The organism is Dyella sp. AtDHG13 (genome assembly GCF_003201105.1).
Lineage (GTDB): Bacteria > Pseudomonadota > Gammaproteobacteria > Xanthomonadales > Rhodanobacteraceae > Dyella > Dyella jiangningensis_B.
Genome location: NZ_QICJ01000009.1, coordinates 228168 through 249911, shown reverse-complemented (window position 1 = coordinate 249911; position 21744 = coordinate 228168). Strand labels below are relative to the sequence as shown.

At 66.7% G+C, this 21744-nt stretch carries 26 protein-coding genes (1 of these 26 cut by a window edge); 20 read left to right on the top strand and 6 right to left on the bottom strand.

Features of this window, described 5'->3' with window-relative positions; translation table 11 throughout:
• The 7 genes from trbJ to BDW41_RS16195 all read left to right on the top strand — a co-directional run.
• The coding region annotated (gene trbJ, locus BDW41_RS16225; RefSeq protein ID WP_110301624.1) for a P-type conjugative transfer protein TrbJ crosses the window boundary (this coding region is incomplete at its 5' end): on the top strand, positions 1–357 show 357 of its 623 nt. 266 nt of the annotated region lie to the left of the window's left edge.
• Positions 358–369: 12 nt separating this feature from the next.
• Positions 370–690, top strand: coding sequence for a hypothetical protein (locus BDW41_RS16220; protein ID WP_034011152.1), 321 nt, complete (start codon positions 370–372; stop codon positions 688–690).
• Positions 687–2072: a P-type conjugative transfer protein TrbL gene (gene trbL, locus BDW41_RS16215; protein ID WP_034011154.1), complete on the top strand. Its 1386-nt coding sequence runs from the start codon at positions 687–689 to the stop codon at positions 2070–2072. Before BDW41_RS16220 ends, trbL begins: the two co-directional genes overlap by 4 nt.
• Positions 2073–2084: 12 nt before the next feature.
• Positions 2085–2789: a conjugal transfer protein TrbF gene (gene trbF / locus BDW41_RS16210; RefSeq protein WP_033990737.1), complete on the top strand. Its 705-nt coding sequence runs from the start codon at positions 2085–2087 to the stop codon at positions 2787–2789.
• Positions 2786–3778: a P-type conjugative transfer protein TrbG gene (gene trbG / locus BDW41_RS16205; RefSeq protein WP_074547707.1), complete on the top strand. Its 993-nt coding sequence runs from the start codon at positions 2786–2788 to the stop codon at positions 3776–3778. Before trbF ends, trbG begins: the two co-directional genes overlap by 4 nt.
• Before the next feature lie 2 nt (positions 3779–3780).
• Positions 3781–5055 carry a TrbI/VirB10 family protein gene (locus tag BDW41_RS16200; protein ID WP_033990734.1) on the top strand — a complete coding sequence of 425 codons (1275 nt, stop codon included), beginning with the start codon at positions 3781–3783 and terminating at the stop codon, positions 5053–5055.
• Positions 5052–5297 (top strand): DUF2274 domain-containing protein, encoded by a 246-nt coding sequence (locus BDW41_RS16195; RefSeq protein ID WP_074547706.1) that lies wholly within the window; start codon positions 5052–5054, stop codon positions 5295–5297. The genes BDW41_RS16200 and BDW41_RS16195 overlap by 4 nt, the downstream gene beginning before the upstream one ends.
• 305 nt (positions 5298–5602) lie before the next feature.
• Here the strand turns inward: BDW41_RS16195 and BDW41_RS16190 are convergent, their stop codons facing one another.
• On the bottom strand, positions 5603–6250 hold the full coding sequence (locus BDW41_RS16190; RefSeq protein ID WP_074547705.1) for a hypothetical protein: 648 nt from the start codon (positions 6248–6250) through the stop codon (positions 5603–5605).
• Between the two features lie 359 nt (positions 6251–6609).
• Here BDW41_RS16190 and BDW41_RS16185 point away from each other — a divergent pair, with 359 nt between their 5' ends.
• The 8 genes from BDW41_RS16185 (at position 6610) to BDW41_RS16150 (ending at position 12526) form a co-directional block, all read left to right on the top strand.
• Positions 6610–7134 carry a sigma-70 family RNA polymerase sigma factor gene (locus BDW41_RS16185; RefSeq protein ID WP_083337591.1) on the top strand — a complete coding sequence of 175 codons (525 nt, stop codon included), beginning with the start codon at positions 6610–6612 and terminating at the stop codon, positions 7132–7134.
• Positions 7135–7139: 5 nt separating this feature from the next.
• Positions 7140–7799: an NrsF family protein gene (locus tag BDW41_RS16180; RefSeq protein WP_074547704.1), complete on the top strand. Its 660-nt coding sequence runs from the start codon at positions 7140–7142 to the stop codon at positions 7797–7799.
• A 501-nt stretch (positions 7800–8300) separates the two neighbouring features.
• Positions 8301–8597: a hypothetical protein gene (locus tag BDW41_RS16175; RefSeq protein ID WP_074547703.1), complete on the top strand. Its 297-nt coding sequence runs from the start codon at positions 8301–8303 to the stop codon at positions 8595–8597.
• Positions 8598–8793: 196 nt separating this feature from the next.
• Complete coding sequence (gene rsfS, locus BDW41_RS16170) at positions 8794–9186, top strand: ribosome silencing factor (RefSeq protein ID WP_074547702.1); 393 nt, start codon at positions 8794–8796, stop codon at positions 9184–9186.
• A gap of 85 nt (positions 9187–9271) precedes the next feature.
• Positions 9272–9742: a 23S rRNA (pseudouridine(1915)-N(3))-methyltransferase RlmH gene (gene rlmH / locus BDW41_RS16165; RefSeq protein WP_074547701.1), complete on the top strand. Its 471-nt coding sequence runs from the start codon at positions 9272–9274 to the stop codon at positions 9740–9742.
• A 140-nt stretch (positions 9743–9882) separates the two neighbouring features.
• Entirely contained in the window at positions 9883–10332 is a 450-nt protein-coding gene (locus tag BDW41_RS16160; protein WP_074547992.1) for a GNAT family N-acetyltransferase, read from the top strand.
• Positions 10333–10409: 77 nt separating this feature from the next.
• Complete coding sequence (locus BDW41_RS16155) at positions 10410–11927, top strand: acetyl-CoA hydrolase/transferase family protein (protein ID WP_074547990.1); 1518 nt, start codon at positions 10410–10412, stop codon at positions 11925–11927.
• Between the two features lie 29 nt (positions 11928–11956).
• On the top strand, positions 11957–12526 hold the full coding sequence (locus BDW41_RS16150) for a Maf family protein (RefSeq protein WP_074547700.1): 570 nt from the start codon (positions 11957–11959) through the stop codon (positions 12524–12526).
• A gap of 18 nt (positions 12527–12544) precedes the next feature.
• Here BDW41_RS16150 and BDW41_RS16145 read toward each other — a convergent pair whose 3' ends face one another.
• Positions 12545–13354 carry a CPBP family intramembrane glutamic endopeptidase gene (locus BDW41_RS16145; protein WP_074547699.1) on the bottom strand — a complete coding sequence of 270 codons (810 nt, stop codon included), beginning with the start codon at positions 13352–13354 and terminating at the stop codon, positions 12545–12547.
• 209 nt (positions 13355–13563) lie between these two features.
• Here BDW41_RS16145 and BDW41_RS16140 point away from each other — a divergent pair, with 209 nt between their 5' ends.
• Positions 13564–15117, top strand: a complete 1554-nt coding sequence (locus BDW41_RS16140; protein WP_074547698.1) for a TerC family protein — start codon at positions 13564–13566, stop codon at positions 15115–15117.
• A 214-nt stretch (positions 15118–15331) separates the two neighbouring features.
• Here BDW41_RS16140 and BDW41_RS16135 read toward each other — a convergent pair whose 3' ends face one another.
• Positions 15332–15727 carry an MAPEG family protein gene (locus tag BDW41_RS16135; protein ID WP_074547697.1) on the bottom strand — a complete coding sequence of 132 codons (396 nt, stop codon included), beginning with the start codon at positions 15725–15727 and terminating at the stop codon, positions 15332–15334.
• Positions 15728–15832: 105 nt separating this feature from the next.
• Here BDW41_RS16135 and BDW41_RS16130 point away from each other — a divergent pair, with 105 nt between their 5' ends.
• Together BDW41_RS16130 and BDW41_RS16125 are read left to right on the top strand one after the other, a co-directional pair.
• The gene (locus tag BDW41_RS16130; protein WP_074547696.1) at positions 15833–16702 is read left to right on the top strand and encodes a neutral zinc metallopeptidase; all 870 of its coding nucleotides are present in this window, start codon (positions 15833–15835) and stop codon (positions 16700–16702) included.
• A 111-nt stretch (positions 16703–16813) separates the two neighbouring features.
• Positions 16814–17170, top strand: coding sequence for a YkgJ family cysteine cluster protein (locus tag BDW41_RS16125; RefSeq protein ID WP_074547695.1), 357 nt, complete (start codon positions 16814–16816; stop codon positions 17168–17170).
• Positions 17171–17175: 5 nt separating this feature from the next.
• Here BDW41_RS16125 and BDW41_RS16120 read toward each other — a convergent pair whose 3' ends face one another.
• Complete coding sequence (locus BDW41_RS16120; protein WP_074547694.1) at positions 17176–17952, bottom strand: anti-sigma factor; 777 nt, start codon at positions 17950–17952, stop codon at positions 17176–17178.
• A complete protein-coding gene (locus tag BDW41_RS16115) occupies positions 17939–18511 on the bottom strand; it encodes a sigma-70 family RNA polymerase sigma factor (RefSeq protein WP_074547693.1) in 573 nt (190 codons plus the stop codon). Before BDW41_RS16115 ends, BDW41_RS16120 begins: the two co-directional genes overlap by 14 nt.
• A gap of 142 nt (positions 18512–18653) precedes the next feature.
• On the opposite strand from BDW41_RS16115, the gene BDW41_RS16110 reads away from it, so the two are divergent.
• Positions 18654–19595, top strand: a complete 942-nt coding sequence (locus BDW41_RS16110; protein WP_074547692.1) for a metallophosphoesterase — start codon at positions 18654–18656, stop codon at positions 19593–19595.
• Positions 19592–19933, top strand: coding sequence for a cupredoxin family copper-binding protein (locus BDW41_RS16105; protein WP_074547691.1), 342 nt, complete (start codon positions 19592–19594; stop codon positions 19931–19933). Before BDW41_RS16110 ends, BDW41_RS16105 begins: the two co-directional genes overlap by 4 nt.
• On the opposite strand, the gene BDW41_RS16100 is transcribed toward BDW41_RS16105, so the two are convergent.
• On the bottom strand, positions 19920–20720 hold the full coding sequence (locus tag BDW41_RS16100; RefSeq protein ID WP_074547690.1) for a class III extradiol ring-cleavage dioxygenase: 801 nt from the start codon (positions 20718–20720) through the stop codon (positions 19920–19922). The two genes, BDW41_RS16105 and BDW41_RS16100, sit on opposite strands and share 14 nt — an antisense overlap.
• Positions 20721–21744 lie beyond the last annotated feature (1024 nt).

The window sequence follows — 21744 nt, the reverse complement described above, 5'->3', positions numbered from 1 at the left end:
CGCGACGCGCAGGAGCGTTGGCGGAACACGCTCAACGGCTTGCAGACCACCATGCAGATGCAGGCGCAGGTGTCGCAGAACCTGGGCGAAGACGAAAGCGTGCTGGCCGATCTTGTGGGCAAGAGCCAGTCGGCCGAAGGTGCGTTGCAGGCGATGCAGGCCATGAATCAATTGCTGGCCTTGCAGGCCAAGCAGTCGATCCAGTCGCAGCGACTCCAGATCACGCAAGACCGGGCGGCATCGCTGGAGCTGGCGCGGCAGGCGGCAGCCACGGAGCGCGCCCGCGAGGTGCGGCGGCGCTTCCTCGGCGACGGCACGCCGTACACGCCGCAGTCCGTGAACTTCTACGGCAACTGACGGGAGGCCGCCATGCGATGCGTCCTCGCCCTTGGTGTCGTGCTGCTGGCCGCTTGCGGCGAGCAGCCGGCCGACGACCTTGCCGATGCCTTGGCCGCCGATCCCGTGCGGCTGAAGGCATTGCGCGCGCAATGCGCGGCCGACCGGCAGGCCACGGGCGAGGACGCTTGCCGCGCCGCCGCCGAAGCCTTCCGGCGGCGTTTCTTCTCCGGCCAGGCCGGGCCGGATGAATACCAGACGCTGGCCGACCTGCCGCCGATCCCGCCGAGCTTCGAGGAGCCGGCCGATGGCATGGCGCCGGCCGATCCCGCCGAACCGGAGGACACGCCATGAATGACGTGACCATCATCGACCAGTTCCTCAACACCTTTGCCGCTTATATCGACTCGGGTTTCGGGCTGCTGCGGGGCGAAGTGGCGTTCCTCACGGCCACGCTGATCGTCATCGACATGACGATCGCCGGCCTGTATTGGGCCATGAGCCACGCCACCGGCCAGGGCGAGGACGTGATCGCCAAGCTGCTGCGCAAGGTGCTCTACGTCGGTGCCTTCGCCTACATCATCAATAACTTCAACTGGCTGGCCAGCATCGTGTTCCGCTCGTTTGCGGGATTGGGCATCACCGCCACCGGCTCGGCCATCACGATGGAGAACTTCTTGCAGCCGGGCCGGCTGGCGAAAACCGGCATCGACGCCGGGGCGCCGATTCTGGAGCAGATCGGCGAGATGGCGGGCTTTCCCGAAGTGTTCGTGAACCTCGACCCCATCGTGGTGATGTTCCTCGCGTGGCTGGTCGTGGTCTTGTGCTTCTTCGTGCTGGCGATCCAACTGTTCATCACGCTGATCGAGTTCAAGCTGACCACGCTCGCCGGATTCGTGCTGGTGCCATTCGCGCTCTGGAACAAGACCGCGTTCCTCGCCGAAAAGGTCTTGGGCAACGTGGTGGCCTCCGGCGTCAAGGTTCTGGTGCTGGCCGTGATCGTCGGTATCGGCTCGGGCTTGTTCGCTCAGTTCCAAGTCCATCCCGCCGAGCCGTCTATTGACCACGCGCTGGTCATCATGCTGGCCTCGCTCACCTTGCTGGCGCTCGGGATTTTCGGCCCTGGCATCGCCACGGGCCTCGTCTCCGGTGCGCCGCAGCTCGGCGCTGGCGCAATGGCCGGTGCTGCTGTCGGCGCTGCCGGCACGGCCGTCGCCATCGGCGCCGCCGCGACGGGCGTGGGTGGCGCCGTGGCTGCTGGTGCGCGCATGGCCCCGGCTGCCGCCAAGCTGGCCGGTAGCGGTGCGCGCGCCGCCACGTCGGCGGCCAGCAGTGCGAAGTCGGCGTTCCAGGCCGGTTCCGCCGCCGCTGGCGGCGGCGCAAAGGGCGCGATGGCGGGCCTGGGCAACGTCGCCAAGACCGGCGCGCAGGCAGCCGGGCGAGGTGCTGCATCCCGCGCTTCCGCTGCCGGGCAACGCATGGCCGCTCCCTTCCGCGCTGGCTGGAATGGCGCTGCTGCCGATGGCGGCGCGGGTGCGGCATCCGGTCAGGGTGCCGCAGGCGAGGCCGCATCCGGCGCCGCTACGGCGCAGACACAGGAACAGCCCGCTTGGGCCAAGCGCCTGCATCGCCGCCAGCAACTCACCCACGCCGCGACCACCACCGCCCACGCGCTGCGCGGTGGCGATGGCGGCGGCTCCGGCCAGGGGCCGAGCCTGCGCGATTCCGATTCATAAGGAGAACTGACCATGCGATTCAAGAAACCGCAGGTGCGCTACGCCGACACGCCGCAGCCTGCCACGCCGTACCAAGCTGCCGGCCAGGTGTGGGACAAGCGCATCGGCTCGCCGCGCGTCCAGGCGAAGAACTGGCGCCTGATGGCCTTCGGCTGCCTGACGCTTGCACTGCTGATGGCCGGCGGCTTGGTGTGGCGCTCGGCGCAATCCATCGTGACGCCCTACGTCGTGGAGGTGGACAACACGGGCCAGGTACGCGCCGTGGGCGAAGCCGCCACGCCATACCGGCCCAACGATGCGCAGACCGCGCACCACATCGCGCGCTTCGTGACGCTGGTGCGCTCGCTGTCCATCGACCCCATCGTCGTCCGCCAGAACTGGCTGGACGCCTACGACTACACGACCGACAAGGGCGCGGCCGTGCTCAACGACTACGCACGGGTCAACGACCCGTTCGCGCGCATCGGCAAGGAGTCGGTGACGGTGCAGATCACCAGCGTCGTGCGCGCCAGCGACACGTCTTTCAACGTGCGCTGGACGGAACGCCGCTACGTCAACGGCGCCGCGGCGGGCTTGGAGCGGTGGACGGCCGTGGTGTCCATCGTGCTCCAGCCGCCGCGCACCGAAGAACGCCTGCGCAAGAACCCCCTGGGCATCTACGTCAACGGCCTGTCGTGGAGCCGCGAACTGGATTCTTCCGAAGGAGCCAAGCCATGAATGATCTTTTCCGTAAATCCGCCTTGCCGGTGATCTTGCTTGCCCTGGCGGGCTGCGCCACGCAGGGCAAGCCACCGCCGAGCATCTCGCTCGATGAGCCGGTGCAGGCCCAGCCGCTGCCCGAACCGCCCGCGCCGGTGGAGGTGGTGGCCGTGCCCGAGGTGCTGCCGATGCCGGCGCAGTTGAAGCCATTGCCCGAAGCCGAGGACGCCAAGCCCACGCCGGAGCCGGCCGACGAGACGGTGCGCGTCTCGCGCGCCAATGCCGAGGCCCGCGTCGCGCCCACGCGCGAGGGCTACGTCAACGCGATTCAGGTGTGGCCCTTCACCGATGGCGCGCTGTATCAGGTCTATGCGGCCGTGGGCCGCGTGACCGTCGTTTCGCTCCAGCCGGGCGAGGAACTGGTGACGGTGGCCGCCGGCGATACCGTGCGCTGGATCGTGGGCGACACGTCCAGCGGCAGCGGTGCCGATCTGCGCGTGAACGTGCTGGTCAAGCCGATTCGCTCGGGCCTCAAGACCAATCTCGTCATCACCACCAGCCGCAGGACGTACCTGCTGGAGCTGGCTTCGACGGAAAAGACGTGGATGGCATCGGTGTCCTGGGAGTACCCGCGCGACCGGATGCTGGCCTTGCAGCGCCAGGCACAGGCCGCTAGCGCCGCTGCGCCGGTGGACTCCGGCTTGTCGCTGGAGAACCTGCGCTTCCGCTACGCGATCAGCGGCAGCAATCCGCCGTGGAAGCCGTTGCGCGCCTTCGACGACGGGCAGAAGGTCTATATCCAGTTCCCCGCCGGCATCGCGCAAGGCGAGCTGCCGCCGCTTTTTGTCATCGGTGCGCAGGGCGATGGGCAACTGGTGAACTACCGCTTCCGCTCGCCGTACTACATCGTGGATCGGCTGTTCGGCGCGGCCGAACTGCGCTTGGGCGGTGACAAGGGCGACGTGGTGCGAATCGAGCGCACGGACGGCGTGGCGCGGAGGGACTGACCATGAGCCAGGACGACACCCCCGACCTCGACACGCCACAGGCGGGCAAGGTCGCGCCCGAGTCGGTGACGCTGCGCGCCCAGCCGCGTCCGGTCACGCGCCTGAACCGGCGCACGCTGGCCGTCCTTGTCGGCGGCCTGTCGGTCGCCGTGCTCGGGGCCACGATCTGGTCGCTGCAACCGCAGCGGCGCAGCGCAGGCGAACAGACCGAGCTATACAACGTCGATCGCGTCTCGAAGTCCGAAGGGCTGGACGGTCTGCCGGCCGACTACTCGAAGCTGCCGCCGAAGGTGCCCGAGCTGGGGCCGCCGCTGCCGGGCGACCTCGGCCCTGCCATCGTGAACTCGCAGCAGCCGGCCGTGGCCGCTTACGCGGCCCCCGGCCACGACCCCAACGATGCCTTGCGCAAAGAGGCGGAAGCCGCTGCGGCTTCGTCGGTGTTCTTCCGCTCGGGCGGCCAAGGCCAAGCCGCCGCGACCGTGGCGCAGGCGACACCGGGTGCGCCTGGTGGTGCAAGCGCGCTCGCGGCCTTCGACCCACTCGCGGCCGGGCCGGCATCGGTGGCGACGCAGCCTGCCGACCCGACCGCCGTACAGAACCGGCAAGACCAGAAAGAGGCGTTCCTGAAAGCCGGCTCTACGGAAACCCGCAATTCCGGCAATCTGGCGCTGCCGGCGTCGCCCTATCAGGTGATGGCCGGAACCGTGATCGCGGGCGCGCTGGTGACTGGCATGAAGTCGGACTTGCCGGGCGACGTGATCGCCACTGTCACGGAGCCGGTCTATGACACGGCCACGGGCAAGTTCCTGCTGATCCCGCAGGGCTCGCGCATCCTGGGCAAGTACAACAGCCAGGTCAGCTATGGGCAGAGCCGCGTGCAGATAGTGTGGAACCGGGTCATCCTGCCGGATACCTCATCGCTGACGCTCGACAACCTTGTGGGCACCGATTCAGCGGGCTACGCCGGCCTGGAGGACGACGTGGACTGGCATTGGAAGCGCATCGTCTCGGGCGCGGTGCTGACGACGCTGCTGGGCGTAGGCGCCGAGCTGGCCGCGCCGGAGAATCGCCAGGATGGCAACCGCATCGTGATCGCCGGGCGCGATAGCGCGCAAGACAGCATCAACCAGGTCGGCCAGGAGATCACCCGCCGCAACATGAACATCCAGCCGACACTGACGGCGCGGCCAGGGTTGCCGGTGCGGATCATCGTCAACCGGGATCTGGTGCTGCGGCCGTACCAGCCCCTGTTCTTTAACCGGGGAGCTTCGCAATGACCACGACCAAGAAGCTGCGGCTCGGGCCTCTGCCCAAGACCGAGAGTGTCAAGCTGACCTTCGCCTGCCCGGCAAGCCTGAAAGCCGACCTCGACCGCTACGCCTCGCTGCACGCGCAGGCGTATGGCGAGGCGGTCGATGCAGAGAAATTGATCCCGCACATGCTGGAGGCGTTCATGGCGGGGGATCGGGGATTCAGGAAGGGCACGGCGCCCCGGAGCGCGCCATCGAAGCCGACATGATGGCGTCACATACCAACGGCATCCATCGAACGCGCAGCCACCGGCTGCGCGTTCTTCATTCTGGATGCCGCCAAGCCTCTTGGGCTATGATGACGCGACAGGCCCGCCGTTCCTCGGCAATCCAGCACGACACGGTGCGATGCGGCTTTCTCTCCCGACGCTCTTATGTGGCTCCTAGCCGACGAAGCCGCGGTTCTGCAAAGCGGCCCCGAAAAGAGCTAACCTACTGTCCCATATACGGTTTCAAGCCCTGCGTGATTTGCGCGAAAGACTTGACACCGGCACTTTTTTGTTGCTTGAGTCGATCAGAAGCTGGCGCGGACACCGACGTTGAAGATGTCGTTGGTGTCGTTGCTGACGCGCACGCCGCCTTCCAGTGCCCACATCGGGGTAAAGCTGTAGACCAGGCCGAACTGGCCGAACAGGTTGCCATCGCCGCTGCGGGACGAGGCGTGGTCGTAGCCGATGTATGCATTGGCCGTCAGCTTGTCGGTGACGCGGCCCATCACGCCGGTGTTGACCGTCCAGAAATTGTTGCTGGCGTTGTAGCGGATGCAGTAGTCATCCAGGCACATGTGGTTGCTGTTCTTGTCGTGCTGGTAGGCCACCTGGGTGACCCAGTCGGCGCGGCTGCCGATGCTGAAGGCATAGCCCAGGCCGACCGACCACGGCTTGACCTTGGGGTTCCAGTAGAAGTGGCCGAACACCGGGTCATAGGCGGACACCTTGTTGAAGTTCAGCGCGCTGTAGCTGCCGAACATCTGGAAGTTGTCGTGGAAACCGTAGGAGCCGCTGAGCATGCCGCCCTGCGCGACGCCGGCATTGCCGGCCTGGGTGATGTTGACGTAGTCCAGCTGGAGGTAGGTGTAGTCGATGCCGTTGCTCTGCGTGGCCTGAGCGGCGAGCGGCGCGGCGATGGCGGCGAACGCCAGCGCCATCAGGGTCTTCTTCATGGGGTTTACCTTGCGATTGAGAATGATGAGGTCGCGCGTACGCGGACCCGGGCGGATTAGGCCAGTCGCAAGCAAAACGCAGCTATCGGATGTTCCTTAAAACCAAGGGGTCGCGGCGATATCCGGGGAACCTTTGCGCGATTTCCTACAAAGTTGGCGATACGCGGGCGTAACCCGGATGGGTTCCCAGGCGAATAGCCCTGCAGGACCCGAGAGGCCCCGCTATGTCCGTCAGCTTGACCGCGCCCTGCGCGATAGGTCTAGATAGTGTCCTTTCCCGGCGGGACAGGACCTCTTCCATCGTGAGCGACGCGGCGGCCCCTCTCGGCGACATGCAGGAGCGTGAGCGTGCGGCGTGGATGGCGGCGGCGCAGGGCGGCGACCGCCGGGCCTACGAGCGGGTGCTGGCGGCCTCGGTGCCGTTGATCCGCGCCGTGGCCAGGCGGCAGGGGGTCGCGGTGGATGGACTCGACGACGTGGTGCAGGAAACCCTGCTGACCGTGCATCGAGTGCGCCATACCTATGATCCGTCGCGCTCCTACGACGCCTGGCTGGCCGCGCTGGCGGCGCGGCGTGCCATCGACGCGCTGCGCAGCCAGGGGCGTCGCGGGCTGCGCGAGGTGCATGACGAGCATGCCTACGACACGCACGCCGACATCGACGATGCCACGGCGGTGACGGAGCGCGAGCAGGAAGCGCTGCGCCTGCGCGAAGCCATCGCGTCCTTGCCGCCCGGTCAGCGCGAAGCGGTCGAGCAACTGGGCCTGAAGGAACAGTCGCTGGCCGAAGCGGCGGCTCACACGGGGCGCCAGACCGGCGCGCTGAAGGTCAACCTGCATCGCGCGATGAAGGCATTGCGCGCGCGTTTCCACGGAGAACCCTGAGCATCATGACGGCACCGCGACTCCCCGAGTCACTGATCCAGTCGCTGGGCGATCAGCTCACGCCGGTGCGGCGCCTGCCGCCCCCGTGGCTGCGCACGCTCGGCTGGCTGCTGGCGGTGGCGGCTATTGCGGCCGGTCTGTTCATGCACTACGGCGCCGCGCACATGATCCGCCGCTGGGTGGCCGAGCCGGACATCGCCGTGGCCGGCGCGGGTGCGGTGATGACCGCCGTCAGCGCGGCGTGGGCCGCCTTCACTCTGGGCGTACCTGGGCGTTCGTGGCGGTGGGCGCTGCTGCCGCTGCCGTGGCTGCTGCTGTGGGTAGGCGCGAGCGGGCTGGGCTGCATGCGCGACTGGCTGGGGCCCTCCGCGCACATCGCCAGGTTCAACGAGGCGAGCGACTGCCTGATCTTCATTATCAGTTTCTCGGTGCCGTTGTCCGCGCTGCTGATCTGGTTGCTGCGGCGTGCGTATCCCTTGCGTCCGGTGCTGGCGGCGGTGATGGTCGGGCTGGCTTCGGCCGCCGCTTCCGCCGCGTTGCTGGAGATCTGCCACGCCTTTGCCGTGGCGGCGACAGACTTGCTGACGCATGCCATGGCGGTGGGCATCGTGGTCGCGTTGAACGCGCTGATGGGCGGGCGCCTGCTTCAGCCAGCACTGAAGTAGGGACATGGTCATGCTGCGCTCGAGGGATGAATCGGCGTAGGCTGATGTGATGTTGCGACGGGAAAGGGATGTTGCGATGCAGCGCCGCAGCCGCGCGCTGGGGTGCGATGTCGTCGCTGAAGATCGCTTGTGGACGCCACGCGCGCGCTGTCTGGCGTGACGCTGACGATGGCCGGCAGATGCAGCGCAGCAATCGCAATTTATTGACGCCGCTCAGGCCGTATTGCAACTGAATGGACATGGCTTGTGCCGCATCCTGTGTGGATGCATGGGTATAGGCTTTCTCGCAGGAAGGGGGCGGGTCGCCGTAACGACCCGTGGAGTGGTTTCACGAACCAGGGATGGATCGTTCGCGTCGGTGGGAATGCCGATGCGGCATGGCCGGTGCCGACGTCATCGTCACCGGATGACCGTGGTCGTTCGGGACGGGCGGCGGCGGTTGTTCCATGGAAGTGCGGCACGGCCGCACGGTTACCTCACCGCTTCTGGAGATACCTGACCATGAAAGTTTCCCGTTACGCCGTACTCGCCTTCGCGACCGCCGTCGTGTTCGCCCTTGCCATGTCCCCGGTCATGGCACAGAACACCACGCCGCAGCCGACCCAGGACACCAGCAAGGACGCGATGAAGTCCAGCTCGGATGCCATGAAGTCCAATTCGGACGCCATGAAGTCCAGCTCAGACGAAATGAAGTCGTCCAGCGACTCGATGAAGAGCGACAGCACCCAGCAGACGCATCACAAGAAGCAACACAAGAAGAGCACCGCGCCTGCTTCCTCGTCCACCGCCGGTCACTGATGCGCTGAGCGGACGTACCCAAGGGCCCTCTCCGGGCGGAGAGGGCCCTTTCTTTTGGGTGGCGGACGGCCTTGGCCCGATCCCTGCTTGGCGGACGGAGGCCGCCCGAAGCCCCGTTTGACATGGGCTTGAGGGTGGTCCGTTATACTGGCGCTGCGCCATCCCGCGCATCGATCCCGCATCGAGGCAAACGCACTTGAGTCAGACCGCCACGCGCAGCACCAAATCCGCCACCGCGGCGGTCGTTCGCCAGCAAGTTCTCAACGCGCTGGACGAACTGAAGGCCAAGGACATTCGTGAAATCGACGTCCGCGGCAAGACCTCCATCGCCGATCTGCTGGTCATCGCCTCCGGCACCTCCGCGCGCCACGTCAAATCCATTGCCGATGAAGTCGTCAAGTTCGCCAAGCAGGCGGGCGTGATGCCGCTCGGCGTGGAAGGCGAGCAGGAAGCCGAATGGGTGCTGGTGGATCTGGGTGACGTGATCGTCCACGTCATGCTGCCGCGCATCCGCGAGTTCTACGGCCTGGAGCGGCTGTGGACCGTGGGTGACCGCGAAGTCGACGCCGAAGTCGCCAGCGTGGGCTGATGGCCTGCACCCTGGCGGTACCTGCCGCGCGTTGTCTCCACGCGCGCGGCGCCCCCCGCTGTTTCCCTGGATTTTGTGGTGACCCGTGCGTGCCCGTCTGATCGCCGTCGGTGAACGCATGCCCGCCTGGGTGGCGGAAGGCTTCGCCGAATACCGCAAGCGGCTCTCGCACGAGCTTCCGCTGGAACTGATCGAGCTGAAGCCCGGCCTGCGCGGCAAGGGGCGCGACGACGCGCGCGCCATCCAGGACGAAGGCGCCGCGATTCTCGCCGCATTGCCACGCGACATTCATGTCGTTGCGCTCGATGGCCGCGGCAAGACCTGGTCCAGCGAAGACCTGGCCGCGCAGCTATCGAAATGGCGCATGTCCGGCCGCGATATCGCCTTCCTGATCGGCGGCCCTGATGGGCACGCGCCCGAGGTGCTGGCGCGCGCGGACCAGTCGTGGTCGCTGGGGCCGCTGACCTTGCCGCACATGCTGGTGCGGCTGGTGCTCGCCGAGCAGTTGTATCGCGCCACCACGCTGCTCTCGGGGCATCCCTACCATCGTGCCTGAGCGGCGCAGCGTTGCTGCGTGGCGATCTGCAGTTGGCTCCGGCGCATGCCAGCGTGGCGCTTTTTCCCTGGAAAGTGGTCATAGGCGGCCCGTTGCCGCGTACGCATACTGCGTGCAACACCACCGATGCGGGGACGCGCATGTCGATCACGGTACGCCAGGCCACCATCCACGATCTCGATCTCATCGCGCCCCTGTTCGATGCGTATCGGGTGTTCTACGGACAAGCGCCCGATATCGCCGCGTCGGCTCGCTTCCTGCGCGAGCGCTTCCAGCATCACGAGTCGGTGGTGATGCTGGCGATCGATGAAGAAGGCGAGGGCGTGGGTTTCGTCCAGCTATATCCGTTCTTCACGTCGGTGCGGCTGGCGCGACTCTACCTGCTCAATGATCTTTTCGTCGCAGCCAAGGCGCGTCGGCGCGGCGTGGGTGCGGCCTTGATGCACGAGGCCATGGATTACGCGCGCGCCATCGGCGCCGCCGGCATGACGCTGACCACCGCGCATACCAACCTTCCCGCGCAGCGGCTTTACGAGTCATTGGGCTGGACGCACGACCAGGAATTCCGCGAGTACGCCATCCGCTTCTGACCACCCGACCATCGTCTAGCTTGCCGGGAGTTTGACGGTTCCGCGCGCTACCATTCGTGGATTGGAGTGCAGGAGACATCCACGTGGACAAGCGCATCCGCCATGCCGGTCTGGCCGCCAAGGTCATGACGGCGACCCGGGCCGCGGAACTGGTCGATCACGGCATGACGATCGGCATGAGCGGTTTCACCGGGGCGGGATACCCCAAGGCCGTGCCGCAGGCGCTGGCGGCGCGCATGGTCGCCACGCACGAACGCGGCGAGCCGTTCCGCGTGCGCGTGCTGACGGGCGCATCCACCGCGCCCGAGCTGGACGGTGCGCTGGCGCGGGCCGACGGCATCGATCTTCGCCTGCCTTACCAGTCCGATCCGGAGTTGCGCGCGCGCATCAACCGGGGCGAGATGAATTACCTGGATATCCATCTCAGCCACGTCGCGCAGTACGCGTGGTTCGGCTTCTTCGGCAAGATCGACCTGGCCGTGATCGAGGCGACCGCGATCATGCCCGATGGCAGCCTAATGGCCTCCTCGTCGGTGGGCAACAACAAGACGTGGCTGGATCTTGCCGACAAGGTGATCGTCGAGGTGAACCACTGGCAGCCGCTCGAAATGGACGGCATGCACGACATCTACTACGGCACCGCCTTGCCGCCGCATCGCAAGCCGATTCCGCTGCTCAAGCCGGACGACCGCATCGGCGAGCCTTACCTGCGGCTCGATCCCGAGAAGGTCATCGCCGTGGTGGAAACCAACGCGCCCGACCGCAACAGCGCGTTTGCGCCGCTGGACGATACCTCGCGGCAGATCGCCGGCAACCTGATCGAGTTCTTCCGACACGAGATCGCCAAGGGCCGCCTCGGTCCGCAATTGCTGCCGCTGCAGTCGGGCGTGGGCAATATCGCCAATGCCGTGCTGGCGGGCTTGCGCGATGGCGGCTTCAGCGGCCTGAGTGCATTCACCGAGGTGATCCAGGACGGCATGCTCGACCTGCTCGAGCACGAGGTGCTGTCGGTGGCATCGGCCACGTCGTTCTCGCTGAGCCCGGCGGGCATCGAGCGCTTTCTCGACAAGATCGATTTCTTCCGCAAGCGCATCATTCTTCGCACGCAGGAAATTTCCAACCATCCCGAACTCGTGCGCCGACTCGGCTGCATCGCGATGAACGGCATGGTGGAGGCGGATCTCTACGGCAACATCAATTCCACGCACGTCGCCGGCACCAGCATCATCAACGGCATCGGCGGTTCCGGCGATTTCGCGCGCAACGGCTTCCTGTCGTGCTTCCTCACGCCCAGCACGGCCAAGAACGGCGCCGTCTCCTGCATCGTGCCGATGGTGAGCCACGTGGACCACACCGAGCACGACGTGGCGGTGGTGGTCACCGAGCAGGGCCTGGCCGACCTGCGCGGGCTGTCGCCACGCCAGCGCGCCAAGGTGGTGATCGAGCGTTGCGCCCATCCCAGCTACCGCCCGATGTTGCAGGACTATTTCGACCGGGCCATGCACAGCAGCCGCGGCAAGCACACGCCGCATCTGCTGCAGGAGGCGCTGTCGTGGCACCAGCGTTTCCTTGATACCGGGGATATGCGACCTTAAGGGGCCCGCCGCTGCCCACGGAATGGCCCATGCTCTATCTCGCATCGCAATCGCCGCGTCGCCGCCAGTTGCTCGAACAGATTGGCGTGGATTTCCGCATCGTGGATGTCGACGTGCCCGAGCTGCGCGCACTCGGCGAAACGCCGCGGGACTACGTCAGCCGCGTGGCGCGCGAAAAGGCGCGCGCAGGGCTCGCCGCGCTGGAGGAAGCCAGCGTGGCCGTGCTGGGCGCGGATACCGAGGTGGTGCTGGACGACGAGGTCTTCGGCAAGCCCGACGACGCCGAAGACGCCGCCGGCATGCTCGGCCGCCTGTCCGGCAGGGTGCACGAGGTGATCTCCACCGTATGGCTGGTCACCCGCTCGGGCGAGTGGTCCGACACCAGCCGCTCGCGCGTCACCATGCCGACGCTGGACAAGGCCACCATCGCCGCCTACATCGCCACCGGCGAGCCCTTCGGCAAGGCCGGGGCGTATGCCATCCAGGGCCACGGCGCCAAGCTGATCGAGCACCTGGACGGCAGCCATTCCGGCGTGATGGGCCTGCCCGTGTTCGAAACGGCGCGGCTGCTGCGCGCGCATTCGATCATTCCTGCCTGAGCGCCTCGCGCTCCTGCGTTACTGTGGGGTCATCATGAACCACGACACCACGGCGAGCAGGTTGTTCATGCCGTGGGCGACGACCGCGGGCCAGATCGAGCCCGACTGCACGCGCAACCAGCCGAGGATCAGGCCGAGCAGGGCCAGGTTGGGCAGCGCGTACCAGAGGAAGGACAGGTCGGGCAGGTGCACGCAGGCGAACAGCAGCGACGACAGCACGATGGCAATGCCGTTGCCGCTATGGCGCGCGATGGCGGAAAGCAGCACGCCGCGGAACAGCAGTTCCTCCACCATCGGCCCGATGCTCACCACGAGCAGCGCGAGTGGAATCCGCAGTGCGAGCGAGGTGTTGGCGCCCAATTGCTTGATGTCCTGGCTCACTTCGTGCCCTTGCGCCAGCCAGGTCGTCAGCAGGCCGCCGACGATGGGCATCATCACGCCCGCGGCCAGCGCGGCGACGTAGAAGGCGATATGTGGAGTCGGCGTGAAACCCAGCCCGGGCGGAGCGCTCTGCGTCCACTGCTGCGGCCATGCACGGCGCGCGACGCGCACGATCACCGCCGCCGAGACCAGCAGCGTGACGATCACCGTGGCGGCCGTGACATCCGATTGGCCCAGCCAACGGCGCCCGAGCGGAATGACGGCGCCGAGGCCGCCGCTTTCGCGCAGCGTGGCCACCAGGCCAGCCACCAGCGTCACCAGGCTGCCCACGGCCAGTTGCAGCACGAAGTACAGCACGATCAGCGCGACGGCCTGCCAGGGCGTGGGAATGCCCGATTTCCGGTCCAGCGGTGATACGGGCAGGTCGGTCAGGCGGTTCGCATCCATCAAGGACAATCCAGGGTGTTCGCGTGCAGGTGGCGTGCACAGGCCGGCCGAACGGCATCGGCAGACATCTTCACGCTAGTCCCTGCCGCCGCGCATGCCAATCCTGCCCTTTGGCAGGGTGCGCGCCGGGCCTGTCACTGCGTTTGCGATCACGCCCTGTATAGTGGGCATTCGATCCAAGGAGGAATCCGGCGCTCAGGCGCCAGCCCATGTTTGCATTCGACTGGCTGTCCGACCCGACCGCGTGGGCGGGTCTCCTCACCCTGGTGGTGCTGGAGATCGTGCTCGGCATCGACAATCTCGTCTTCATCGCCATTCTCGCCGACAAGCTGCAGGCGAAGGAGCGCGACAAGGCCCGCGTGCTCGGCCTTTCGCTGGCGCTGGTCATGCGGCTCGCGCTGCTGAGCGCGATGTCATGGCTGGTGAAGCTCACCTCGCCGATCATCGAGCTGGGGCCCGTCTCGTTCTCCTGGCGCGACATCATCCTGCTGCTGGGCGGTGTGTTCCTGCTGTTCAAGGCCACCGTGGAGTTGCACGAGCGGCTGGAAGCGAGCGACCACGATGAAGCCGCCAAGCGCGCGCCCGCGCGCTTCTGGCTGGTGGTGGCGCAGATCGTGGCGCTGGATGCGGTGTTCTCGCTCGATTCGGTCATCACTGCGGTCGGCATGGTGGATCATCTCTCGGTGATGATGATCGCGGTGGTGCTCGCCATGGTGCTGATGATCAGCGCGAGCAGGCCGCTGACCAACTTCGTCAACGCGCGGCCGACGGTGGTGATCCTGTGCCTGTCGTTCCTGCTGATGATCGGTTTCAGCCTGGTGGCGGAAGGCTTCGGTTTCCACATTCCGAAGGGCTACCTGTACGCGGCGATCGGCTTCTCGATCCTGATCGAGGTGTTCAACCAGACCATGCGCCGCAATCGCCAGCGCAGCCTGCTGGGCAGCGCGCGCACCTTGCGTGACCGCACGGCGCTCGCCGTGCTCAATCTGCTGGGCGGCGCGGGCGATGACGAGGATGCCGCCCCCAAGGCCGCCACGGCGAGCAGCGAAGGCAGCGTCGCGGTGTTCGGCAAGGACGAACTGGCGATGGTGCAGGGCGTGCTCGACCTGGCGCATCGCCCGGTGCGCTCCATCATGACGCCGCGGCCCGAGATCAACTGGATCGATCCGCGCGAAAGCACCGAACAGCTGCGCGCCGAACTCACCGCCTCCAGCCATGCGTGGTTGCCGGTGGCGGGCGACGATCTGGACCAGCTGGTCGGCGTGGCCTCGTCGCGCGATCTGCTGGCCAGCCTGCTGGAGCATGGGCGCATCGAGGTCGAGCAGGTGGTGCGCAAGCCGCTCACCGTGCTGGAGTCGCTGAGCGTGCTGCGCCTGATCGAGGAATTCCGACGCCAGCCCTTGCAGGTGGCGCTGGTGGTGGACGAATACGGCAGCGTGCTCGGCCTGGTCACGCCCACCGATGTGCTGGAAGTGATCGCCGGCGAATTCCCCAATGAGGACAGCGGCGATCCGTCCGCCGTGCAGGAGCCGGACGGCAGCTGGCTGATCGACGCCAGCCTGGACCTGCGCCGCGTCGAACACCTGCTGGGCTACAAGCTGAGCGGCGAGGACAGTTTCTCCACCCTGGCCGGCTACGTGCTGGAACGCCAGGGACGCCTGCCCAGCGTGGGCGACACCTTCGTCAGCGAAGGGCTGCGCTTTGAAGTCGTGGCGATGGACGGCGCGCGCATCGAGCGGTTGAAGGTCCATCCAGTCGAGTGATGGCATCGGGTCGCGCGCAGGACGCGTGGCCCTGTCGCTTTAGAGCCTGTTCGCAATCTCGCATAAGCGCAAATTTCCCCTCACCGTCATCCCCGCGAAAGCGGGGATCCAGTGTCTTTAAGCCTTCTCGCAGCGTGTAAAGTCGCTGGATCCCCGCTTTCGCGGGGATGACGATGAGGAACGTGGGCACCTTGGCGAGACTTCGAACCGGCTATCAACCCGCCAGCAGCGCCCGTACCAATCCCGTCACGCCCAGCACCACTGTCGCCGCCCAGCCGGCCATGGACACCATGAAGCCGGGGCCGCGCCTGGCGGCATCCTGCAGATAGCTCACCGCGTACAACACGCGCCCGAACACCCACACCAGTCCCGCCACGCCGCCCCACAGCGGAAAGCCGTACTGCACGGCCAGCCACAGCGCGGGCAGGAACATCACGGTTGATTCCAGCGTGTTCATCTGCACGCGCAAGGCCCGTTCGAAACCCTCGTGGCCGGTGATGGCGGGTGCCTTGATGCCGTATTTGCCACGTGCGTGGCCGGCGGCCCACAGGGTGCCGAACTGCAGCAGGACGGTAAGCAGAACGACAACGGCGGGCAGGTGCTGGGTCATGGCGCGATCTCTCCGAAAACGCGCACTGTAGCTATCGCGTGACGATGGCGGGAGGGGGCGCGAGGCGCTATCGTCATGCACCGGTGGGCAGGCGAGGGCAGGCATATGGATTGGCAGAAAGGCGAACGCAGTCAGAACGTGGAAGTCGACAGCGGCGATGGCGGCGGCGGTCCCCGTTTCGGCGGAGGACGCGGGCTGGGCCTGGGCGGCATCGTGATCCTGGCCATCCTGGGCTTGGTGTTCTTCAAGGATCCCACCGCGCTGCTCAGCCAGGTCGACAACGGCGGCCAGCCGCAGGTCGCCGCGCCCAGCGGCCCGCCGGCCGACGTGGATCCGCAGACCAAGGACTTCGTCAGCGCCATCCTCGGCTCCACCGAGAAAACCTGGGGCGACATCTTCGCCGCGCACGGGCGCCAGTACGTGGACCCCAAGCTGGACCTGTTCAGCGGCGGCGTGAATACCGCCTGCGGCGCGGCCTCGACGGCGGTAGGGCCGTTCTATTGCCCCGGCGACCAGAAGGTCTACTTGGACGTAGCGTTCTTCCAGGAGCTGGAAAACCGCTTCCATGCGGCCGGCGACTTTGCCCGCGCCTACGTGATCGCGCACGAAGTGGGCCACCACGTGCAGAACCTGCTGGGCGTGTTCGACCAGGTGGAGCAGGCGCGCCGGCGCGGTGCGCGGATGGAAGGCGCGGACGGCCTGTCCGTGCGGCAGGAACTGCAGGCTGACTGCTTCGCCGGCGTGTGGGCCAACCATACCCAGCAGCGCCTGCAATGGCTGCAGCCGGGCGACATCGAGTCGGCGCTCAATGCCGCCAGCAAGATCGGCGACGACGCGCTCCAGCAGCAGGCGCGGGGCCGGGTGGTGCCCGACTCGTTCACTCATGGCACCTCGGCGCAGCGCGTGAAGTGGTTCAAGGCCGGTTTTGCCAGCGGCGACATGGCGAGCTGCAATACTTTTGCCGGTGAGCCGTAAGAACGTACGCCGGTCACATTAAGGCTGCCATCGAAGGCCCGCGCACGCGGGCCTTCGGCGTTCTAGAATGCCGCCGCTGCGCGCCGAGGGGTGCGCTTCCCGATATTCCGCATGGCCCATCCCTGCCTGAGCTGCGGCGCCTGCTGCGCCTTTTTCCGCGTGGCCTTCCACTGGTCGGAGGCGGACGCGTCGCTGGGCGGCGTGGTGCCGCCGGAGCGCACGGAAACGCTCGATCCGCACCGCCTTGTCATGCGCGGAACGCAGGCTTCGCGCCCGCGCTGCACCGCGTTGCAGGGCGTGATCGGAGAGGCTGCGCATTGCGGCATCTACGAGCATCGTCCGTCCGTGTGCCGCGAGGTGGAGCCTTCCTGGGAGTTTGGCCGTCCCAGCGCGCAATGCGACAAGGCGCGCCTCGCGCACGGCTTGCCGGTGCTGACGCGGGATGACTGGGCGGCAACCGCCGCCTGATACCGTCAGCGCGTCATCGCCGGATTGGCATCGTTCTGAAACGCCAGCACGAACTGGCGAAGGTCGCCTTCGTTGACGTCCGAAATGGCGACGTAGCGCATGCCATCGCCGCTCCAGCGGATCACCGTATAGCCGTGCTCCTGCGCGATAACAGGTGATGCCGCGCCGCCCTCTGCCGGCCACTGATACAGGTTGATCACATGCAGCCGGCGCTTGTAGACCAGCGCCGCCACGCTGTGGCCTTCCAGGGCGTCCAGGCGCCCGCCGACCAGCGGAAAGCCCTCGCCCGCCAAGTCCTTCACGCGCGGGGAGAAATCGAGTTTGCCTTCGAACCAGGGCCTCACCGTGTGCTGGTCGGTGGAGACGACGTCCATCAGGTGCTCGCCCTGCAGGGAGCGCAGGTGGCTGGACATGGCCTCGGCCACGACGGTATCGGCGCCGGCGCGTGCCGGCAGCCAGTGCAGCCACGCGGGAACCGAGATCAGCATCGCCGCCGCGAAGCCCGCCGCCATCGCGAGGGCAGTCGGCCATCGCCGGCGCGCAGGCACCGGTGCGGCGGGCATGCGTTGCGCCGGTGTTGTCCAGCGCGCGCGCAAGGCGTCGGGCGCGCGGTGATAGAGCGAAGGTTCCGCCAGTGCCTTCTGCATGACGGCGTAGGCGTCGTAGCGCGCCTTGCAGGCCGCGCATGCGTCGAGATGACGGGCCACGGATGCACTGCCGGCGGCGTCCAGTTCGTTGTCGAGATAGGCATGCAAAAGCAGCCCGACGTCATCGCACATCATGGCGACGTACCTCCTTGGGCCGGCAGGTGAGTTCCTGCCGCAGGCGTTCGCGGGCGCGGGCAAGGCGCGACATCACCGTGCCGATCTTCTGTCCGGTGATGGCGGCGATCTCCTTGTACGAGCATTCCTCCAGCTCGCGCAGCACGAGGATTTCGCGCAGCGGCGCAGGCAGGCGTTCCAGCGCCGTCCGCAGCGCACCCACGTCCACGGCGAGCAGGGTCAGTGTTTCAGGCGACGGGCGGTCGTCGATCAACGGGTGTGCGTCGTCGTCCAGTTCATCGCTCAGCGCATCCTGCGGATGGCGGCTGCGCAGGGTGTAGAACGTGTTGCGCACGATGGCCAGCAGCCACACGCGCACGTCGCCACCGTGGAAACTGTCGAAATAGCGCAGCGCGCGAAGCATCGCTTCCTGCGTCACGTCCTGCGCATCGGCGGCATTGCGCGCCAGCCAGAAGGCCAGGTTGTAGGCCGCGTCGAGATACGGCACCACCTGCGCCTCGAAGCGTGCGCTTCGTGCGGCATCGGTACCTCCTGGACGGGCGTTCGGCTCGGTCGGCATAAGAGGGTATACCTGGCGTCGAGCCAGTTTATTCCACGGCGTTTTCTGCCGCGCGTGCGGGGGAATAGTTTGCCGTGATGGCCGGTATCGAGGGGTAAGGGCAGCGGGCGAAGGGCCTGCGGCCGATCCTGGAGAACCGACCATGAACGACACCCACGACCACGCCGTCGACAGCCGCCGTCATTTCCTCAAATGCATGGCCTGGGCGGGCACCGGCACCTTATGGCTGATGCATGGCGGCGTGCTGAAGGCGCAGCCGCTCACCTCGGGCGGCGGCACTTCCGCCGCCGACGCCAGCTTTGGCTTCGTGCAGATCAGCGATTCGCACATCGGCTTCCACAAGGCGCCCAACATGGACGTGGCCGGCACCCTGCGCAGTTCGCTGGGGATGATCCGGGCACAGCCGGTGCAGCCGGATTTCGTGCTGCACACGGGCGACCTCACCCATCTGTCCCGGCCCGAGGAATTCGATGCGCTCTCCGGCATCATGCAGGACGCCCGCATGGGCAAGGTGTTCTACGTGCCGGGCGAACACGATGTCATCGGCGACAACGGCGCGGAATTCTTCCGCCGTTTCGGCGAGCGTCAACAGGCCGGCGGCTGGTACAGCTTCGACCATCGCGGCGTGCATTTCGTCGGCCTGATCAACGTGCTCAACCTGAAGGCTGGCGGGCTCGGTTCGCTCGGCGCCGATCAGCTGGCGTGGCTGAAGAAGGATCTCGCATCGCTCTCGCCGGACACGCCGCTGGTGGTGTTTGCGCACATGCCGCTGTGGCCGCTGTATCCCGACTGGGGCTGGGGCACCGACGACAGCAACGAAGCCGTGAGCTATCTGCGCCGCTTCGGCTCGGTGAGCGTGCTCAACGGACACATCCACCAGATCCAGCAGAAGGTGGAAGGCAGCATCACCTTCTACACCGCGCGTTCCACGGCCTATCCGCAGCCCGCACCGGGCACGGCACCAGCGCCTGGGCCGATGAAGGACATCGCGCCCGGTGACCTGCATCGCTACCTTGGCATTCGCGATGTGCGCCACGTACAGGGCAGCCACGCGCTTGCCGTGACCGAGGAGGTAATGTCATGAGCGCGGCGTTTCGTGCATGCGCGGCGGCGCTCATGGTGTGCGCGACATGGCTCGCTTCGCCGGCGATGGCGGCAAATGCCTCGGCAAAGCCTGTCACGGTGGACATCCGCAACTTCGCCTTCTCGCCGAAGACCCTCACCGTGCCGGCGGGCACGCGGGTTACGTGGACCAATCGCGACGACGATCCGCACGTGGTGGTGAGTGCCGGCCAGCAGTTCGCTTCATCGCACGCCCTAGACACCAGCGACAGCTACGCCGTGACGTTCGACCACGCCGGAACGTATGCCTATTACTGCGCGATCCATCCGATGATGGTCGGCACCATCATCGTGCAGTGACGGAGCTGTCGAAGCGATAGATGTCCATGGCGAGCAGGCCATGTTCGATGCCTGCGTCGATGCGCTGGGCGTGCGCGTGTTCACCCGCCGCGCCCAGCGCCACGAACAGCGGCAGGAAGTGTTCGTCGGTGGGATGCGCGCGCTCGGCGGACGGCGCCTGGCGGCGATAGTCGAGCAGCGCGTTCACGTCGCCCTCGGACAGCTTGCGTTCGATCCACTCGATGAACGGACGCACGTAAGGCGCCTCACGCTCTTCGCTGTAACCGGCGCGAAAATCGTGCAGGTTGTGCGTGATGCTGCCCGAGCCGATCACCAGCACGCCTTCCTCACGCAGCGGCGCCAGCGCGCGGCCGATGGCGTAGTGGTGAACGGGACCGAGTTGCGGCTGAATCGACAGCGGCACCACCGGAATGTCGGCCTTCGGATACAGCAGGCGCAACGGCACCCACGCGCCGTGGTCCAGTCCCTGCGTCGGGTCCAGCGTGGTCGGCAATCCTGCCTTGTCCAGCAGCTGCGTCACCTGCGCCGCCAGCGCGGGATCGCCCTTGGCGGGGTACTGGATATCGAACAGCGCCTGCGGAAAGCCGTAGAAGTCGTGGATGGTCTCGGGCCGCGCCGCGCCGCCGACGTGCGGCTGGCGCTCCAGCCAGTGCGCCGTGGCGATCACGATGGCGCGAGGACGCGGCAATTCGCCTGCAAGCTCAGCCAGACGCTCGCCCACGCGATGCGGCTGAATCGCCGTCATTGGCGAACCGTGTGAGATGTACAGGCTTGGGAGGGCGGTCATGGCGGTTACCTCGGGGGGTCGCCATAGATTAGGGATATCGTGGGGGATTGCAGCGTTCGTGGGGTGAACGATGCGTTGTCGGGGTGGAACGATGGTGAGGATTCGCGGGTGTTTTGTCTTTTCTCCCTCTCCTCGCTCCTCAAAGCCGCGGCCATCCATGGCCGCTCCCCGCGTACCCCTTTGGGGAGAGGGCTGGGGTGAGGGGAGGGTGCTCGCCTCAGCGTTTCATTCTTTAGCCGTCATCCCGGCGTAGGCCGGGATCCAGTTTCGGCAGTGGTCGGTTGTCGCGTGGAGTGTGGTCGGCGCTTCCGCGACCGTGCCGCCTACGCGGCGAGCGTTCCGGCCTCCTGCCGGAGGCCGGGTCACTTTCTCTTGCTTGCCCAAGAGAAAGTAACCAAAGAGAAGGGCCCCCCGGAATCGGCGCCTATCGGGCTTTGCCCGATAGGTCCGCGGTCGGGTTCCGGGCTTTTCGACGGGGCTCCTGCCCCGACGAAAAGTGCCTGGCTTCCTGCCAGGCACCCCTGCGGGGCCTGATCTCCACCCGCCCGCCGCCTCATACGGGGACCCGGCAGATCAAGAGCGAGAGCCGACGGCTCGTGCCGCTGCGCGGCACCTCGCGTCGCGGCAGGCGCGGAGCGCCTGCGTTGGGACCTCTTCAAAATCTCCTCAGCAACACCTGTTCCTCACCGTCATCCCCGCGAAAGCGGGGATCCAGTGTCTTTGCACCTTCTCGCAGCGCGTAAAGTCGCTGGATCCCCGCTTTCGCGGGGATGACGGTGAGGCGAAATGTGCACACGCGAAATTTGAATCGGCTCCAAAGGCAGGAATGAGGTGCCGTGTTGGAACGTGCTCAGGAAGTTGAGCGGCACGCTACGGGAATGGCTTGCCGCAAGGCGGCGAGTTCTCCAAAACGGTCGGGAAGCGTAGCGTCCTCTTTACCCAACCTCAGCGGTCGGGAAGCGTAGCGCAAGCTGCTTTAAGCCCTCTGCGCCACGGCGCGTTGCGAAGCGCTCCGAACTATCTG

Excerpts from the sequence above, each read along its gene's own strand:
- BDW41_RS16220 (WP_034011152.1), top strand. The coding sequence starts at position 370 with ATGCGATGCGTCCTCGCCCTTGGTGTCGTGCTGCTGGCCGCTTGCGGC.
- trbL (WP_034011154.1), top strand. The coding sequence starts at position 687 with ATGAATGACGTGACCATCATCGACCAGTTCCTCAACACCTTTGCCGCT.
- trbF (WP_033990737.1), top strand. The coding sequence starts at position 2,085 with ATGCGATTCAAGAAACCGCAGGTGCGCTACGCCGACACGCCGCAGCCT.
- trbG (WP_074547707.1), top strand. The coding sequence starts at position 2,786 with ATGAATGATCTTTTCCGTAAATCCGCCTTGCCGGTGATCTTGCTTGCC.
- BDW41_RS16200 (WP_033990734.1), top strand. The coding sequence starts at position 3,781 with ATGAGCCAGGACGACACCCCCGACCTCGACACGCCACAGGCGGGCAAG.
- BDW41_RS16195 (WP_074547706.1), top strand. The coding sequence starts at position 5,052 with ATGACCACGACCAAGAAGCTGCGGCTCGGGCCTCTGCCCAAGACCGAG.
- BDW41_RS16190 (WP_074547705.1), bottom strand. The coding sequence starts at position 6,250 with ATGAAGAAGACCCTGATGGCGCTGGCGTTCGCCGCCATCGCCGCGCCG.
- BDW41_RS16185 (WP_083337591.1), top strand. The coding sequence starts at position 6,610 with ATGGCGGCGGCGCAGGGCGGCGACCGCCGGGCCTACGAGCGGGTGCTG.
- BDW41_RS16180 (WP_074547704.1), top strand. The coding sequence starts at position 7,140 with ATGACGGCACCGCGACTCCCCGAGTCACTGATCCAGTCGCTGGGCGAT.
- BDW41_RS16175 (WP_074547703.1), top strand. The coding sequence starts at position 8,301 with ATGAAAGTTTCCCGTTACGCCGTACTCGCCTTCGCGACCGCCGTCGTG.
- BDW41_RS16160 (WP_074547992.1), top strand. The coding sequence starts at position 9,883 with ATGTCGATCACGGTACGCCAGGCCACCATCCACGATCTCGATCTCATC.
- BDW41_RS16150 (WP_074547700.1), top strand. The coding sequence starts at position 11,957 with ATGCTCTATCTCGCATCGCAATCGCCGCGTCGCCGCCAGTTGCTCGAA.
- BDW41_RS16145 (WP_074547699.1), bottom strand. The coding sequence starts at position 13,354 with ATGGATGCGAACCGCCTGACCGACCTGCCCGTATCACCGCTGGACCGG.
- BDW41_RS16140 (WP_074547698.1), top strand. The coding sequence starts at position 13,564 with ATGTTTGCATTCGACTGGCTGTCCGACCCGACCGCGTGGGCGGGTCTC.
- BDW41_RS16135 (WP_074547697.1), bottom strand. The coding sequence starts at position 15,727 with ATGACCCAGCACCTGCCCGCCGTTGTCGTTCTGCTTACCGTCCTGCTG.
- BDW41_RS16130 (WP_074547696.1), top strand. The coding sequence starts at position 15,833 with ATGGATTGGCAGAAAGGCGAACGCAGTCAGAACGTGGAAGTCGACAGC.
- BDW41_RS16125 (WP_074547695.1), top strand. The coding sequence starts at position 16,814 with ATGGCCCATCCCTGCCTGAGCTGCGGCGCCTGCTGCGCCTTTTTCCGC.
- BDW41_RS16120 (WP_074547694.1), bottom strand. The coding sequence starts at position 17,952 with ATGATGTGCGATGACGTCGGGCTGCTTTTGCATGCCTATCTCGACAAC.
- BDW41_RS16115 (WP_074547693.1), bottom strand. The coding sequence starts at position 18,511 with ATGCCGACCGAGCCGAACGCCCGTCCAGGAGGTACCGATGCCGCACGA.
- BDW41_RS16110 (WP_074547692.1), top strand. The coding sequence starts at position 18,654 with ATGAACGACACCCACGACCACGCCGTCGACAGCCGCCGTCATTTCCTC.
- BDW41_RS16105 (WP_074547691.1), top strand. The coding sequence starts at position 19,592 with ATGAGCGCGGCGTTTCGTGCATGCGCGGCGGCGCTCATGGTGTGCGCG.
- BDW41_RS16100 (WP_074547690.1), bottom strand. The coding sequence starts at position 20,720 with ATGACCGCCCTCCCAAGCCTGTACATCTCACACGGTTCGCCAATGACG.